This is a genomic window from Streptomyces europaeiscabiei (assembly GCF_001550375.1).
GTDB classification, from domain to species: Bacteria; Actinomycetota; Actinomycetes; order Streptomycetales; family Streptomycetaceae; genus Streptomyces; species Streptomyces europaeiscabiei.
Map to the genome: position 1 here is coordinate 1 of NZ_LRTR01000409.1, position 15,236 is coordinate 15,236.

At 72.3% G+C, this 15,236-nt stretch carries 14 protein-coding genes; 9 read left to right on the plus strand and 5 right to left on the minus strand.

Annotated features, from left to right (window positions below; all coding sequences use genetic code 11):
* Nucleotides 1–174: 174 nt before the first annotated feature.
* Nucleotides 175–2,310: a restriction endonuclease gene (locus AWZ10_RS19620; protein ID WP_205576518.1), complete on the plus strand. Its 2,136-nt coding sequence runs from the start codon at nt 175–177 to the stop codon at nt 2,308–2,310.
* 37 nt (nt 2,311–2,347) lie between these two features.
* Here AWZ10_RS19620 and AWZ10_RS19625 read toward each other — a convergent pair whose 3' ends face one another.
* Complete coding sequence (locus AWZ10_RS19625) at nt 2,348–3,022, minus strand: class I SAM-dependent methyltransferase (RefSeq protein ID WP_060891698.1); 675 nt, start codon at nt 3,020–3,022, stop codon at nt 2,348–2,350.
* 331 nt (nt 3,023–3,353) lie between these two features.
* Nucleotides 3,354–4,880, minus strand: coding sequence for an MFS transporter (locus AWZ10_RS19630; RefSeq protein ID WP_046709532.1), 1,527 nt, complete (start codon nt 4,878–4,880; stop codon nt 3,354–3,356).
* 202 nt (nt 4,881–5,082) lie between these two features.
* Between AWZ10_RS19630 and AWZ10_RS19635 the strand changes: the two genes are divergently transcribed.
* Nucleotides 5,083–5,622 (plus strand): SigE family RNA polymerase sigma factor, encoded by a 540-nt coding sequence (locus AWZ10_RS19635; RefSeq protein WP_046709531.1) that lies wholly within the window; start codon nt 5,083–5,085, stop codon nt 5,620–5,622.
* Nucleotides 5,619–6,515: a hypothetical protein gene (locus AWZ10_RS19640; RefSeq protein ID WP_234361213.1), complete on the plus strand. Its 897-nt coding sequence runs from the start codon at nt 5,619–5,621 to the stop codon at nt 6,513–6,515. The genes AWZ10_RS19635 and AWZ10_RS19640 overlap by 4 nt, the downstream gene beginning before the upstream one ends.
* A gap of 181 nt (nt 6,516–6,696) precedes the next feature.
* Here the strand turns inward: AWZ10_RS19640 and AWZ10_RS19645 are convergent, their stop codons facing one another.
* Nucleotides 6,697–7,329 carry a response regulator transcription factor gene (locus AWZ10_RS19645; protein ID WP_060891700.1) on the minus strand — a complete coding sequence of 211 codons (633 nt, stop codon included), beginning with the start codon at nt 7,327–7,329 and terminating at the stop codon, nt 6,697–6,699.
* A 457-nt stretch (nt 7,330–7,786) separates the two neighbouring features.
* On the opposite strand from AWZ10_RS19645, the gene AWZ10_RS19650 reads away from it, so the two are divergent.
* The 3 genes from AWZ10_RS19650 to AWZ10_RS19660 all read left to right on the plus strand — a co-directional run bounded on the left by AWZ10_RS19650 (nt 7,787) and on the right by AWZ10_RS19660 (nt 10,875).
* Nucleotides 7,787–8,647 (plus strand): MaoC/PaaZ C-terminal domain-containing protein, encoded by an 861-nt coding sequence (locus AWZ10_RS19650; protein ID WP_046709529.1) that lies wholly within the window; start codon nt 7,787–7,789, stop codon nt 8,645–8,647.
* A gap of 144 nt (nt 8,648–8,791) precedes the next feature.
* Nucleotides 8,792–9,868 carry a Zn-dependent alcohol dehydrogenase gene (locus tag AWZ10_RS19655; protein WP_060891701.1) on the plus strand — a complete coding sequence of 359 codons (1,077 nt, stop codon included), beginning with the start codon at nt 8,792–8,794 and terminating at the stop codon, nt 9,866–9,868.
* A gap of 35 nt (nt 9,869–9,903) precedes the next feature.
* Nucleotides 9,904–10,875 (plus strand): 3-oxoacyl-ACP reductase, encoded by a 972-nt coding sequence (locus AWZ10_RS19660; protein ID WP_046709528.1) that lies wholly within the window; start codon nt 9,904–9,906, stop codon nt 10,873–10,875.
* A 222-nt stretch (nt 10,876–11,097) separates the two neighbouring features.
* On the opposite strand, the gene AWZ10_RS52405 is transcribed toward AWZ10_RS19660, so the two are convergent.
* Both AWZ10_RS52405 and AWZ10_RS19665 read right to left on the minus strand, forming a co-directional pair.
* Complete coding sequence (locus tag AWZ10_RS52405; RefSeq protein ID WP_167365967.1) at nt 11,098–11,253, minus strand: hypothetical protein; 156 nt, start codon at nt 11,251–11,253, stop codon at nt 11,098–11,100.
* Nucleotides 11,254–11,393: 140 nt separating this feature from the next.
* Entirely contained in the window at nt 11,394–12,755 is a 1,362-nt protein-coding gene (locus tag AWZ10_RS19665) for a hypothetical protein (protein ID WP_060891702.1), read from the minus strand.
* Between the two features lie 194 nt (nt 12,756–12,949).
* On the opposite strand from AWZ10_RS19665, the gene AWZ10_RS19670 reads away from it, so the two are divergent.
* The 3 genes from AWZ10_RS19670 to AWZ10_RS19680 form a co-directional block, all read left to right on the plus strand.
* Entirely contained in the window at nt 12,950–13,873 is a 924-nt protein-coding gene (locus tag AWZ10_RS19670) for a Nif3-like dinuclear metal center hexameric protein (RefSeq protein ID WP_046709272.1), read from the plus strand.
* Nucleotides 13,870–14,613, plus strand: coding sequence for a zinc ribbon domain-containing protein (locus AWZ10_RS19675; RefSeq protein WP_046709271.1), 744 nt, complete (start codon nt 13,870–13,872; stop codon nt 14,611–14,613). Before AWZ10_RS19670 ends, AWZ10_RS19675 begins: the two co-directional genes overlap by 4 nt.
* A gap of 69 nt (nt 14,614–14,682) precedes the next feature.
* Nucleotides 14,683–15,236 (plus strand): reverse transcriptase-like protein (locus AWZ10_RS19680; RefSeq protein WP_159058303.1); only part of this gene is annotated, 554 nt, incomplete at its 3' end.

Sequence of the window (15,236 nt, forward strand, 5' to 3'; positions counted from 1 at the left end):
GGAAGGCCCGGCGGCCGCGCGCCGTCCGCCGGGACGCGGCACCCGGTGGGCAGGGCGCTGACCAGCGGTAGGCGCAGGCGCCGTCGCGGGATAAAGTCGTCCGGTTACGTCTGGTTGTGGGGGCGGGGCTTCGTCGCGCGGTCGGTGGAGTTCCGGTGGGAGGGCTTGCAGCGTATGAGTCGTCGCTCCAACGGGTTGGCCGGGATCTGGGCCGAGGCACAACGCCAGCAGCAGCGTCAGTCGGAGGAACAGGCGCGGCAGCAGCGCGAGTACGAGCGTCGGCAGCGCGCGTACCAGCGGGAGGTGGCGCGCAGCCAGCGGGAACAGCAGGCGGCCTACCGGCAGCAGCGCGAGGCTGAGGCCCGGCGGCGTACGGAGGAACTGGACGCGCAGGTCCAGGCCCTGGAAGGGCTGCTGGCCGCGGGCTGCCGGGCCCCGGCGTTCAGGGCCGCGTCCCTCACCCGCCCCGAGCGGCTGGAGCCGTTCTCGCCGGGGCCGCTCGCCCAGCCGGTACCCATGCCGGACCCCGACCACTATCAGGCGCAGGGCGGTTGGACCGCGCAGCGCCGGGCGCAGGCACAGGCCGAGGCGCGCGCCCGGTTCGAGCACGACTGGCAGGCGGCGCAGGCCGCAGAGGCACAGCGGCAGCGTCAACTGGCCCAGTACCAAAGGCAGTACGAGCAGTGGGCGGAAGAGCAGCGGACGGAGATCCGGCGGCACAACGCCGGGCTCGCGCAGATGGCGACGGCACTGCGCGACGGCGACCCGGAAGCCGCCGTCGACTACTTCTCCGCCGCCCTCTACGCCTCGCCCGCCTGGCCCGACGGCTTCCCCCGGGGAGTCTGTGCCGCGTACGACTCGGCGGCACGGCAGCTGGTCCTGGACTGGGAGCTGCCCCGGTACGACGTCGTCCCCGAGGCGAAGACCGTCGTCTACATGCCGAGTGTCGACCAGGACAAGGAACGCCCGCGCCCGGTCACCCAGCGGCGGGCCCTCTACCGGGACGTCCTCGCACAGTGCGCCCTCCTGGTGCTCCACGACCTCTTCGCCGCCGACGAGTTCGGCGCGCTGGAGTCGGTGGTCCTGAACGGGTTCGTGGACGACCACGATCCGGCGACCGGCCGCCGCGCCCAGATCTTCCTGGCCACCGTCATGGTGCCCCGGTCGGTCTTCGCCGGCCTGCACCTGGAGCAGGTGAGCGCCGTGGACTGCCTGACGGACGGACTGCGAGGGCAGCTCTCCGCCCGGCCGGACCAGCGCACCCCCGTCCGCCCCGGGCGCAGGCCCGACGACGTGGGCAACGGCGTCGTCACCCACGGCGGCGAGGACGAGCCCGACCTGCTGGAGATGGACCCCCTCGCCTTCGAGTCACTCGTCGCGGAACTCTTCCGGGCCATGGGCATGCAGGCCGTCACCACCCAGCGCTCGGGCGACGGCGGGGTGGACGTCGACGCCCTGGACCCGGCCCCGATCCGGGGCGGCAAGATCGTCGTGCAGGTCAAGCGCTACCGCAACACCGTCCCGCCGACCGCCGTCCGCGACCTCTACGGCACGGTCCAGGACGCCGGTGCCAACAAGGGTGTCCTGGTGACGACGTCCAAGTTCGGACCGGGTTCCCACACCTTCGCCAACGGCAAGCCGCTGGAGCTGGTCTCGGGCCGCGAACTCGTCGACCTGCTCCACCGGCACGGGCTCCGGGGGCGCCTGGGGGCGGACGAGCGCCCCGCTCCCGCTCCCGTGTCCTCGACCGACCCCACCGTGGTACTGCCCGCCCAGCGGACCTCGGCGGACACCTCGAACGGGGCGGCCCCGGCGCCGGCCCCGGACGACCACAGCGTGCTCGGCATGTACTGGACCGGCGGTGTCGCCCTGGACGTCTGCGCGCTCGTCTGCCACGGCAACCGGGTCCTCAGCGACGACCACTTCGTGTTCTACAACAACCTCCGCACCCCCGACGGCACGGTCCGCGCCGTCCCGCCGACCGCACCCGACAAGGCCGCGATCCAGGTCTCCTTCGACACGCTGCCGGCGGAGGCCGACCGCCTCGTCCTCGTGGCGGCGATCGACCCGGCCGTGAACCCCGACGCCGACCTCTCCGGCTTCACCGACGCCGGCATCCGCCTCCTGGACCCCTCCCGAGCCGAACAGGGCCGCCTGGAGGTGTCCGACGGCCGCGCCGACGAAACGGCCCTCACCCTCGGCTCCTTCCGCCGCCGCGCCAACGGCGACTGGGACTTCGTCGTGGGTGGCAAGGGCTACCGGGGTGGCCTGGAGGAACTGGTCCAGGACCACGGCATAGAGGTGGCGTAGGTACTACGGGAGCGCCCAGGTATCGGGGAGGTGCGGGTCAGATTCCCGTCCCGGTGCGCCGCAGCACCCGCAGGGAGTCCGTCGCCGAGACCTCCGTGAAGGCGCCGGAGGCGAGGGCGCGGAGGTAGACGCGGTACGGGGCCTGCCCGGTGAACTCGTCCTCGGGGTCCGGGAAGACGTCGTGGATGACGAGGAGGCCGTCCGGGGCGACATGCGGGGCCCAGCCCTCGTAGTCGGCGGTGGCGTGCTCGTCGGTGTGGCCGCCGTCGACGAAGACGAGGCCGAGCGGGGTGCCCCAGAAGGCGGCGACCTGCGGGGAACGGCCGACGACCGCGACGACGTGGTCCTCCAGACCCGCCCGGTGGAGGGTGCGGCGGAAGGTGGGGAGCGTGTCCATACGGCCCACCTCGGGGTCGACGGTGGACTCGTCGTGGTAGTCCCAGCCCGGCTGCTGCTCCTCGCTGCCCCGGTGGTGGTCGACCGTGATCGCCGTGACCCCCGCCTCACGGGCGGCGTCGGCCAGCAGGATCGTCGACCGACCGCAGTACGTCCCCACCTCCAGCAACGGCAGCCCCAGCCGCCCCGCCTCCACCGCCCCCGCGTACAGCGCCAGCCCCTCACCCACCGGCATGAACCCCTTGGCCGACTCGAAGGCGCCGAGAATCTCCGGCTTGGGCGCCGGGGTGGCCGGGGAGTTCGGTGCCGCGGACATGGGTCCTCCGTGTCGTCGTACGCATGGGGCGCGCCCGACGTACGAGCCCTCGGGCCCGTACGTCGTTGGGGGCGCCCCATGCTGCCATGCGGTGCTGGGCGGGAGGGTTCGGGGGATTCGGTCGGTTGGCGGGGTGCGGGTCCGGTGGCGCTTCTCGCGCAGTTCCCCGCGCCCCTCAAGGACCAGGCCCTGCGGCGTCAGGTCTGAGGACGACGGGCCGGGCGGGCCGAAAAGCACGGGGCGCAGCCCCTGCTTTTCAGGGGCGCGGGGAACTGCGCGACCAGCCCCCACGCACCCGCGGACGGGGGTCGAAGGGGCGCGGCCCCTCGGCCTAGCGGGCGACGGCAGCCCTGTCCGCCCTGGAGACCGCGTCGGCCTCACCGATCTCCCCGCCCTCGCTGCTCGCGCGGAGCGTCAGCCCCTGCGCGGGGCGGCGGCTCGGGAGGAAGACGGCCACGAGGATGCCCACGGCGACCGCGGCGGTGGCGATGAGGAAGGAGACGCGGAAGCCGTGCATGGTCGGGATCGCGACGCCGCCGACATGGTTCGCGGTGTTGGCCAGCACCATGCCGATGACGGCGCTCGACACGGACGTACCGACGGAGCGCATGAGCGTGTTGAGCCCGGTCGCCGCGCCCGTCTCGGACGGGTCGACGGCGCCGATGATCAGTGCAGGGAGCGAGGAGTAGGCGAGGCCGATACCCGCGCCCAGGACCACCGACACGATCACGGTCTGCCAGGCGGCGCTCATCAGGCCGAGCCCGGCGCCGTAGCCGACCGCGATGATGAGCAGGCCCAGGATGAGGGTGCTCCTGGGGCCGTATTTGGCGGAGATCCGGGCGTAGACCGGCGCGGTGAACATCATCGTCAGGCCGAGCGGCGCCACGCACAGACCCGCGACGATCATCGACTGCCCGAGGCCGTAGCCGGTGGAGGAGGGCAGCTGGAGGAGCTGCGGCAGGACGAGGGAGACGACGTAGAAGGAGACGCCGACCATGATCGAGGCGAGGTTGGTGAGGAGGACCTCGCGGCGGGCGGTGGTGCGCAGGTCCACCAGCGGGGCGGGGATACGCAGCTCCAGGACACCCCAGAGGAACAGGACCAGGGCCGACGCGGCGAACAGGCCGAGCGTGGTCGCGGAGGTCCAGCCCCAGTCGCTGCCCTTGGTGATCGGCAGGAGGAAGAGGATGAGGCCGACGGAGAGGCCGAGCGCGCCGAGATGGTCGAAGGTGCCCTGCGCGCGCGTCTTCGTCTCCGGTACGGCGACGAGGGTCAGCACGATGGCGAGGACACCGAGGCCGGCGGCGCCGAAGAAGAGGACGTGCCAGTCCGTGTTCTGCGCGACCGCGGCGGCGAGCGGCAGCGCGAGTCCACCGCCGACGCCTATGGACGAGCTCATCAGGGCCATGGCGGAGCCGAGGCGTTCGCGGGGCAGTTCGTCGCGCATCAGGCCGATGCCCAGCGGGATCGCGCCCATGGCGAAGCCCTGGAGGGTACGGCCGACGATCATCGGGAGGAGCGCGCTGGTGAAACCGCTGATCAGTGCGCCGACCACCATCACGGACAGGCTGGCGAGCAGCATGCGGCGCTTGCCGTAGAGGTCGCCGAGACGGCCCATGATCGGGGTGGCCACGGCGCCGGACAGCAGGGTGGAGGTCAGTACCCAGGTCGCGTTGCTGGGAGAGGTGTCCAGCAACTGCGGGAGGTCCTTGATCACCGGGACCAGCAGGGTCTGCATCACCGCGACGACGATTCCCGCGAAGGCCAGCACCGGGACGATCGCCCCGGAGGCACGTGTGGCCCCTGTGGAACCCGGGGTGGGCCGATCGGTCGTCGGCGGTGTGTGCGGCTGCGTCATTGAGCGGGGCCTCCTGGCCGGGTGAGGGGTACGTGCCGTCTGAACCTTGTACGCCTGGGCAACTATTCCGTTGTTTTGGGTGACTAAGCAAAACTTGACTCGCCCGTGAGGAAGTGACGTGCCGTCAGGTTCGGGGATTCCTGTGGCACGAGGCAACGGATCCGGGCCCTCGTGGACTGTTAGAAGCATCTAGGAGGTGCCCATGGGGGATCGGAAGCAGGCTCGGGACGAGGAGTTCCAAGGCTTCCTCGTCGGCCGCTGGCCACGGCTGATGCGTACGGCATTTCTCCTCACGGGGGAGCGGCACGCGGCGGAGGACCTGGTCCAGACGACGCTGGAGCAGGTGTACGTGGCCTGGCGCCGGGTCGGCTCGGCGGACGACCCGGACACCTATGTACGGCGCGTGATGATCAACGCCCACGCGCGCAAGCACCGCAGACGCCTCAAGGAGTTCCTGGCGCCCCGGAGCGATTCGGACCTGGTGCCCGAGCTGCCCGACAGCGACGACCGCATCGCCCAGGCGGACGACCGCGGCGCCCTGCTGACGGCCCTGTCCCAACTGCCGCCGCGCCAGCGCGAGGCCGTGGTCCTGCGGTACTGGGAGGACCTGAGCGAGAGCCGGGCGGCGGAGGCGATGGGCTGTTCCGTCGGCGCGGTGAAGAGCAACGCGGCGAAGGGCATCGCGAAGCTCCGAGCCATACCGGGACTGGCCGAGATGGTGACGCAGGGAGGCAGGAAGTGAGGGACGTGAAGGGCGCGGACGGCTCGGGCGGCGCAGGTGGCAAGGACGGGAAGGCGAACAGGCGCATGACGCGGGGCGACAGCACGCACGGCGACATCACATCCAGCACCGCGGTGGAGAGAGACATCGCCTTCCTGCTGGCGGACGCGGCCGGCGAGGTCGAGATCGGTATAGCCCCCTACCAGGCGGTCGTACGGGGCGGCCGGCGCCGCAAGGCCCGTCGGTGGGCGGTCGCCGCTGCCGCCGCCGTGGTGATCGCGGGCACCACGGGGACGCTGGCGGTGACCGTTGTGCCGGACGGGGGCGGAGACCGAGTGACGCCGGCGGCGACGCCAGAGGTCCGACGGATGGACGAACCATGGCGGACCACGCTGGCCGAGGGGCGGGACCAGGGCACGGTCTGGCGGGTGGAGATCGACGCCTGGGAGCCGTCGAGGGACAAGGCGGAGGCCGCCCGGCAGTTCGCCGCGATGGGACTGTTCGGGGATGTGCCGACGGGCGTGGACGGCTCCGCTGACCTCGTGGGCAAGAGCTGGCACTTCGTGCGCCTGCTCGTGGACGAGGGCCAGGCGGGCGCGATGATCGACGGCGAGGCGGACGCCCTGTCGGGCACGGACCTGGAGGTCTCCGCGATGGTCCTCCGCACCGGCGACTGGGACAAGGACGGCGCCCCCAAGCGCCTCGTCATCGGGCAGGTCGCCCCCACCGCCCGAGAAGTGCGCGTCACCTGGTCCGACGACACGTTCGTCGACGTCAAGCGCAACCGGGACGACGGTTGGCACGCGGACCTGCGCAACCCCCGCATCGTCGACGTGAAGGGTGCTCCGGCGAGCTGGTTCGTAGCGCTGGCGCCGGAGGGAGTGGGGTACGAGTCGGCGAAGGTCACGAAGTGACCGGGCGGAGGGTGCGTGGACCAATGGGTGGGCCGGCGGGTGGCTGGGTGCCCCACGGGGGTGGGCATCCGGCGGCCACGGCTGGTTCGCGCTGCCCGCGCGCAGTCGACCCGAGGCCCCGTGGGCCGGGGCCGAGTGGGGCCTTGCCCCGCGGTCGGCGCCCCTGCCGGGCGGCGCGGGACTACAGCCACCCCTGTTGCCGGGCCTCCCGCATCGCCTCCATGCGGTTGCGGGTGCCGGTCTTGCCGATGGCGGAGGTGAGGTGGCTGCGGACGGTGGACTCGGAGAGATGCAGCCGGGCGGCGACATCGGCGACGGTGGCGCCGTCGGCGGAGGCGTTGAGGGTGTCGCGTTCGTGGTCGGTGAGTGGGCTCGGCCCGGCGCTCAGCGCGCCCGCGGCGAGGGCCGGATCGACGACGGTCTCGCCGGTCAGCACCCGGCGGATCGCCTGGGCCAGCTCCCCCACGGGCCCGTCCTTGACCAGGTACCCGGCGGCGCCGGCGTCCATGACCCGGCGGAGGTACCCGGGCCGGCCGGACGTGGTGAGGATCAGCACCCGGCAGTCGGGCGCCTGGTCCCGCAGCTCTGCGGCGGCGTCCAGACCGCTCATCCCGGGCAGCTCGATGTCCAGCAGCGCGACGTCCGGCCGATGGGTCAGCGCCGCGTCCGCGATCGCGTCCCCCGCCCCGACCTGTGCCACGACCCGGATGTCCGCCTCCATACCCAGCAGCAACGCCAACGCGCCCCGCGTCATCCGCTGATCCTCGGCGAGCAGCACCCTGATGGACTTGGCGGTCCGGTGATCCCGGGGCATCTCGTTCACGGCCCAAGAGTAGGGCGAAGGCGACGATTCGGACGGGTGTGGGTGGTGTGTGGTTGCCTGCGCGGTTCCCCGCGCCCCTGAAGGACACGGCCCCTGCGGGCCGAGAAGCGCGGGGCGCGGCCCCTGCTTCTCGGGGGCGCGGGGAACTGCGCGACAAGCCCCCACGCGCCCTCGGTCGAACAACCTGCTCCCCGCCCCGTTCCCGGCCCCGCTCTGTCCGCCAAGCACATCTGACGCACTGTCAGGAGTCTTCACAAGTGCACGTGGCTCGGCTATACAGAGGGTCGCCGGGCTGGAACGCGTTCTAGGTGGGCGGGTTCCGGGTCGGCCGTGACGACCTCGGTGCGACCGCTGGTGCGGACGGTCGTACCGAGGTTTCTCAGCGCAAGCCACCCATCACCAGCCTTCCGTCCTCCACCTTCCGCCACGCATCGCACACAGGAGCCCCATGCCCATCGACGCAGCCAAGGCGCTCGCGGCCGAGCCCCGTTCCGCCGAGATCGCGTGGAGTCGTAAGGACGTCCTGCTCTACCACCTCGGTATCGGCGCCGGCATCCCCGCGACCGACCCCGACGAGCTGCGCTACACGCTGGAGTCCCGGCTGCACGTCCTGCCGAGCTTCGCGACCGTCGCGGGCGCGGGCTCACCGGACGTCATCGGCGGCCTCAACGCACCCGGCGTCGACGTCGACCTCGCCAAGGTCCTGCACGGCGGCCAGCGCGTCGAGCTCCACCGGCCGATCCCGGTCGAGGGGCGGGCGACCGCGACCTCACGCGTGGCGGCGGTGTACGACAAGGGCAAGGCGGCCGTCCTGGTCATGCGCACCGAAGTCGCCGACGCCGAGGGCCCGTTGTGGGTGAACGAGGCGCAGATCTTCGTACGGGGAGAGGGCGGCTGGGGCGGCGAGCGCGGGCCGTCCGCCCGGCAGGAACCGCTGACGACGGCGCCCGACAAGGAGGTCGAGCGGGTCGTCCGCGAGGACCAGGCGCTGCTCTACCGCCTCTCCGGTGACTGGAATCCGCTGCACGCCGACCCCGAGTTCGCCGGGCGCGCCGGGTTCGACCGGCCGATCCTGCACGGGCTGTGCACCTACGGGATGACGTTGAAGGCCGTGGTGGACACGGTGCTCGGCGGGGACGTCGGCCGCGTCCGCTCGTACGGGACCCGCTTCGCGGGCGTCGTCTTTCCCGGCGAGACCCTCCGCATCCGGATGTGGCGGCCGGACGACCGCTCGGTGCGGGTGGCGGTGACCGCCGTCGAGCGGGACGACGCGCCGGTACTGGCGGACACCGTCGTCGAGCACGAATGAGCGGACGAACGAGACGACGAACAAGACGAGGAACGAAGCGAGGAACGAGTCACCGAACGCGCCGACGAGCAAGTCAGCGAACGCGCCGACGAAAGACCAGTTCAGCACGACCGTAGGTCAGGTACTCCTGAGGGGAGCCGCACCATGCGCGCAGCCGTACTGCACGAGATCGGCCAGGACAAGCTCGACGTGCTCGACGACGTCGAGGCGGTGGGGTTCGGGCCGGGACGGGTGAGGATCCGGGTGCGGGCCACGGGGCTGTGCCACTCGGACCTGTCCGCGATGGCCGGGGTGCTGCCACAGCCCGGACCGTTCGTGCCGGGGCACGAGGGGGCCGGCGAGATAGTCGAAGTCGGGGAGGGCGTCAGCCACTTGAAGGCGGGCGACCGGGTCGTGGTCTGCTGGCTGCCGGCCTGCGGCACCTGTCCGGCGTGCAAGCGCGGTCAGACACATCTCTGCCTCGCCGGATTCCTCAACGCCGGAACGCCCAACTTCAGGCGGCCCGCCGGGGACGTCTTCGGCTTCGCCGGCACCGGCACCTTCGCCGAGGCGGTCGTCGTCGACGCCGGCTGCGCGGTGCCGATACCGGACGACGTGCCCTTCGACATCGCCGCCCTCATCGGCTGCGGAGTCACCACCGGGCTGGGCGCGGCCCTCAACACCGCCGACGTGGAGGCCGGTTCGTCGGTCGCGGTCATCGGCTGCGGAGGCGTCGGCATCTCGGCGATCCAGGGCGCCCGGCTCAAGGGCGCCGCCGAGATCGTCGCCGTCGACCCGGTGGTCTCGCGGCGCGAGGCCGCCCTCAAGTTCGGTGCCACCAAGGCGATTTCGCCGGAGGAGCTGGCCGACGTCAAGCAGTCCGTCACCGGTGGTGAGGGCTTCGACTACGTCTTCGAGGTCGTCGGCCGCTCGACGACCGCCCGCACGGCGTACGAGGCCACCCGGCGCGGCGGCACGCTCGTCGTGGTCGGCGCGGGAGCGCTGGACGACTTCCTCCAGCTCAGCATGTTCGAGCTGTTCTTCGACGAGAAGCGGATCCTGCCGTCCATGTACGGCGGTGGAGACGTCCTGCGTTCCTACGAGCGGACCATCGCCCTCTGGCGGGCCGGCCGCATCGACCTCACGGGCCTGATCACCCACCGGGTACCCCTCGCCGACATCAACGAGGCACTGGACCAGATGCGCACCGGGGTGGCCCTCCGGACCTGCATCGAGATCTGACCACCGCGCGGATGCGAGAGGGGAAGGGCTCGGGAATGGCATTGCCGCTTGAAGGACTGTCCGCGATCGTCACCGGCGCGGGCCGTGGCCTCGGCCGGGCCGAGGCGCTGGAGCTGGCCCGGCTGGGCGCGGCCGTCGTCGTCAACGACTACGGCCGACCGGGGCGGGACGGTTCCGGTGAGGTGTCCACCGGGCCCGCCGAGGAGGTCGCGGCGTCGATCCGCGCGGCGGGCGGTCGCGCGGTGGCGCACATCGGTGACGTGTCCGACCACGAACAGGCCCGGGAACTGGTCACGTTGGCGGTCGCCCGCTTCGGCAAGCTGGACATCCTCGTCAACAACGCGGGCATCCTGCGCGACCGCATGGTCTTCTCCATGTCCGAGGAGGAATGGGACTCGGTCGTGCGGGTGCACCTCAAGGGGCACTTCAACACGATCCGGTTCGCCTCCGCCCACTGGCGGGCGCGGGCGAAGTCGGGCGAGGGCGGGCCGGTGTACGGGCGCGTCGTGAACACCTCGTCCGAGGCTTTCCTCGCCGGCTCCGCCGGTCAGCCCAACTACGCCGCCGCGAAGGGCGGAATCGTCGGGCTGACCACCTCCACGGCCCTCGCGCTCGCCAAGTACGGCGTCACCGCGAACGTCATCTGCCCGCGCGCCCGCACCCGGATGACCGAGGACGTCTTCGCGGGCCTGCCGGGGGCGGCGGACGGTGACGGGACCGGTCTCGACCCCCTCGCCCCCGAGCACGTCGCCCCCCTCGTCGGCTACCTGGCCTCACCCGCCGCCGCACAGGTCAACGGCCAGCTCTTCGTCGTGCACGGCGGCATGGTCGCGATCGTCGAACGGCCGCGCGTGCAGGCCAAGTTCGACACCAAGCAGGACGCGTTCACGTACGACGAACTGGACGGGCTGCTCACGTCGCACTACGCCGACCGGCCGGAGGGGGAGACGTTCGCGGCGGCGGAGGTGCTGGGGCTGCGGCACGGTCGGGGGGCAGCCGAGGTCTAGTGCCGCGGCAGGCAACGTCCGCGCCGTCGCGACGCCCGGCACCAGGAGGGACCGCCGGACCCTTACGTACCCGTACCCGTACCCGTACCCGTACCCGTACCCGTATCCGGAACGGGACGGCCCCGCCCGTCGTCGACGGGCGGGGCCGGATGCCGTGGTGGTCGGTTCTGGCGTCGAATTGACGTTTCTCCAGAGGTGACCGGAGGGGACTCGTGCCGCCGCTCAGGCGGACGTCGTCGACTCCGTGTGTTCGGCCGGCTTGCGGTGGCGCCCGCGAGGGCTCGGCTTCTCGGCTTCTTGGGCCGAGAGCTGGCCCCGGTGTCTGCCGTGGCCGTCCGCCTCGTGGGGGTTGGCCGTGGGCGGCTGGAATGTGTGCACGTCGCTCATTGGAAGTGTTCCCCGTCGAATGATCTTCTTACCGGCGGGTGATTTTAACGGGCGACCCGGTATGTTTCGAAGGCGCCCGAGGGCGTGTCGCCCGCGCCGCTTCCATGTCGCACGCAGCCCGCACATCACGTTCACCCGACGGTCACCTCCTCCGGCACTCGCCCCTCCAACGGCGCCTGCTGCAACGGCACGGGCCGAGCGACCGCGGGCGCGGACGGCCCCGCCCCGGTGGGCTCCGCACCCGTCGCCCCGGACCGGGGCGACGCGTCCGTGGCCTCCGGCCCCGGGGCCTCTTCGCAGCCCGGCCCCCTCTCCCGCGCACCCTCCCGGGCCACCTCCTGTGCCTCGTGCGGCTCTTCCGGCTCCTCCGGTTCCCAGGTCACCGCCACCCGAGCCACCCCGCACCGCACCGCCCCCGTCGCGTACGGCAGGTGCAGCACCCCCTCCCGGCTCCACAGCCCCGCCCCCGCCAACCAGCCCTCCGGGGCGGGCAGATGGAGGATCCGGCGCGCCGCCGGGCGCCAGACGCCGACCCAGCTGCCCCGGGGGCCGTCCACACGCAGCGCGACCCCGCAGCTCTCGGGGGTCAGGATCTGGCCCGGCTGGATGGCGAACGGGGTGATGCGGTGGCCGTCGGGAACCCGCAGGCACTCCGGGAAGCGGACCGGGAGCGTACTGCCCAACACACCCCAGCCGAGCCGGTCGTGACCGGGGGAGGGCGCGTCCGAGCGGATCAGGAGCAGCCCGCTGTCGGGGTCGGCGAGCAGTACCCGGTCGTTGCTGTCGTCCGCGATCTGCAGCAGCGGCGAGACCGCGCCGCCCTGCTCCAGATCGACCACCACCGACTTCGTCCGGCCCTCCCATTCCTGGTCCAGGGCCAGCAGCCGGCCCGCCGCGTCCAGCCAGACCCCGCCCGAACACCGCCCCGGCACCTGCGCCAGCATCTCCGGCCCGAACGCCCCGCCCGCCACCAGCCACACCGTCGTGGCGCTCCGGCCCAGAGCGAGGGCGTAAGCCCGTTCTCCGGACGGCGCCGGCGGCAACAGCCGCAACTCGGCCGCCGGATCGGCGCATTCGACCGCGCCGAGCGGGAGTTCACCGGTGCCGGGCCCGGTCGGGTAGAGGAGCGAGAACAGGTGCCGGTCGGCGGCCAGCCGGTGGATGAGGACCCGGCCGTCGGTCAGGGGCAGTACTTCCGTGCCGGGCTCCTCCGGCTGGTTGCCGGGCAGGGGCACGGCATACGGCTCGGGGCCGTCCAGGGTCCAGCGCTCGGGGAACCAGGACTCGCCGTCGAGCGCGAGGCGCGCCGCGTACGTCCCGTCGGCGGTGATCACACACCCGGGCGCCGGGGGTTCTGCGTTCCCGCCCCCGCCTTCGCCGCCGCCCGTGGTGTCGTTCCCGCCGGCTTCCGCGCCGGGTCTCTTCCCGTCGATCTCCCGTCCCGTCTCGTTCCCGTGGCCCGTCGCGGGTGAGGGTGGTGTACAGGCCGTCATGGTTCGATCACCTCCGGCGACGAAGCTAGTTTTCGTACGCACAGACATGGGACAACCCGGACCCCCTTCACACATAAGGGTGCACGTCCCGCGATTCGCCTGAGGGAACGGCGATGGATGTGCTGGCCGACGGGCGGCCGGTCAAGTGACCCGCGGCCGGTCGGGGACAGGAGGAGTGCAGGTAGCCTTTGTGCGTGCCCCGTCTGTCTGAAGTCATCGCCGCGCTCGACGCCCTCTGGCCGCCCGAGAGGGCCGAGGGGTGGGACGCGGTCGGCACGGTGTGCGGAGACCCGGACCAGGAGGTCACCCGGGTCCTGTTCGCCGTCGACCCGGTGCGCGAGATCGTCGAGGAAGCGGTGAAGCTGGGCGCCGATCTACTGGTCACCCACCATCCGCTCTATCTGCGCGGTACGACCACGGTGGCGGCCTCCACCTTCAAGGGCCGCGTCGTGCACACCCTCATCAAGAACGACATCGCGCTGCACGTCGCCCACACCAACGCCGACACCGCCGACCCCGGGGTCAGCGACGCCCTCGCCGGCGCGCTCGACCTCAGGGTCGTACGCCCCCTCGTACCGGACCCCGCCGACCCGACCGGGCGGCGCGGTCTCGGCCGGGTCTGCGAGCTGGACCACCCGGTGACGGTACGGGAGCTGGCCGAGCGGGCCGCCGAGCGGCTGCCCGCCACCGCGCAGGGCATCCGGGTCGCCGGTGACCCCGAGGCGCTCGTCCGCACGGTCGCCGTCAGCGGCGGCTCCGGCGACAGCCTCTTCGACGACGTACGCGCGGCCGGTGTCGACGCCTTCCTCACCGCGGACCTGCGCCACCACCCGGCCTCCGAGGCCGTCGCCCGCACCACGGAAGGCACCCACACACCGCTCGCGCTGCTCGACGCGGCGCACTGGGCCACCGAATGGCCCTGGTGCGAGCTGGCCGCCGCCCAGCTCGACGAGATCTCCGACCGGGAGGGATGGGACCTGCGCGTCCACGTCTCCAAGACGGTCACCGACCCCTGGACCGCCCATGCGGCGTCCTCCCACCCGTCGCCCGCCACCGCCCTTCCAACGAGCGCTTCGCGCACCCCTTCTTCTTCTGACCCACTGGGAGCCCCCAACTGAACGCCGCGCCCGCCGACCAGATCCGCCTCCTCGACGTCCAGGGTTTGGACGTACGCCTGCAGCAGCTCGCGCACAGGCGGAGGTCGCTGCCCGAGCACGCCGAGATCGAGTCGCTGACGAAGGACCACATCCAGCTGCGCGACCTGCTCGTGGCCGCGCAGACCGAGGAGAGCGACACCGCCCGCGAGCAGACCAAGGCCGAGCAGGACGTGGACCAGGTGCGTCAGCGCGCCGTCCGCGACCAGCAGCGCCTGGACTCGGGTGCCGTCTCCTCCCCGAAGGACCTGGAGAACCTCCAGCGCGAGATCACCTCCCTCGCCAAGCGCCAGGGTGACCTGGAGGACATCGTCCTGGAGGTCATGGAGCGCCGGGAGTCCACGCAGGAGCGGGTCGCCGAGCTGACCGAGCGGGTCGGTGCCGTCCAGGGGAAGGTCGACGACGCGACCGCGCGCCGGGACGCCGCGTTCGCGGAGATCGACGCCGAGGTGGCGAAGGTGACGAAGGAGCGCGAGGTCATCTCGGGCTCGGTCCCCGCGGACCTCCTCAAGCTCTACGACAAGCTGCGCGACCAGCAGGGCGGCGTCGGCGCGGCCAAGCTGTACCAGCGCACCTGCCAGGGCTGCCGCCAGGAGCTGTCGATCACCGACTTCAACGACGTCCGCAAGGCCTCGCCCGACACGGTCGTCCGTTGCGAGAACTGCGGCCGCATCCTGGTCCGTACGTCCGAGTCGGGCCTCTAGGGGCGGCCGTGGGCGGCGGTAGGCAGTAGCGGACTGTAGGCGCGGCAAGGGTAGTAAGGGGCTTCTGGCGTGCGGGAGTTCATCGTCGAGGCCGACGGCGGTTCCCGGGGCAACCCGGGGCCGGCGGGCTACGGTTCCGTCGTCCTGGACGCGGTGACGGGCGAGACGCTGGTGGAGGCCGCCGAGTACATCGGGGTCGCCACGAACAACGTCGCCGAGTACCGCGGGCTCATCGCGGGCCTGAAGGCGGCGTACGAGCTGGACCCGGAGGCCTCTGTCCGGGTCCGTATGGACTCCAAGCTCGTCGTCGAGCAGCTTTCGGGCCGCTGGAAGATCAAACACCCCGACATGAAGCCCTTGGCGGCCGAGGCCGCGCGCGTCTTCCCGCCCGGTCGCGTGACGTACGAGTGGATGCCGCGAGAGCAGAACAAGCACGCCGACCGGCTCGCCAACGAGGCGATGGACGCGGGGAAGCGGGGGGAGCGGTGGTCGCCGTCGGCGTCCACCGCCGAGTTGGACGCACGGGCCGGCGGGACGGCGAAGGCCGTGCCCTCGGAGTGGAGCAGCTCGTCGAACGCCTCGACGACCGCTACCAGCTCCTCACCTGCGGCAGCCCGACCTTC

Excerpts from the sequence above, each read along its gene's own strand:
- AWZ10_RS19635 (WP_046709531.1), top strand. The coding sequence starts at position 5,083 with ATGGGGGATCGGAAGCAGGCTCGGGACGAGGAGTTCCAAGGCTTCCTC.
- AWZ10_RS19650 (WP_046709529.1), top strand. The coding sequence starts at position 7,787 with ATGCCCATCGACGCAGCCAAGGCGCTCGCGGCCGAGCCCCGTTCCGCC.
- AWZ10_RS19630 (WP_046709532.1), bottom strand. The coding sequence starts at position 4,880 with ATGACGCAGCCGCACACACCGCCGACGACCGATCGGCCCACCCCGGGT.
- AWZ10_RS19655 (WP_060891701.1), top strand. The coding sequence starts at position 8,792 with ATGCGCGCAGCCGTACTGCACGAGATCGGCCAGGACAAGCTCGACGTG.
- AWZ10_RS19645 (WP_060891700.1), bottom strand. The coding sequence starts at position 7,329 with ATGCCCCGGGATCACCGGACCGCCAAGTCCATCAGGGTGCTGCTCGCC.
- AWZ10_RS19620 (WP_205576518.1), top strand. The coding sequence starts at position 175 with ATGAGTCGTCGCTCCAACGGGTTGGCCGGGATCTGGGCCGAGGCACAA.
- AWZ10_RS19665 (WP_060891702.1), bottom strand. The coding sequence starts at position 12,755 with ATGACGGCCTGTACACCACCCTCACCCGCGACGGGCCACGGGAACGAG.
- AWZ10_RS19660 (WP_046709528.1), top strand. The coding sequence starts at position 9,904 with ATGGCATTGCCGCTTGAAGGACTGTCCGCGATCGTCACCGGCGCGGGC.
- AWZ10_RS19625 (WP_060891698.1), bottom strand. The coding sequence starts at position 3,022 with ATGTCCGCGGCACCGAACTCCCCGGCCACCCCGGCGCCCAAGCCGGAG.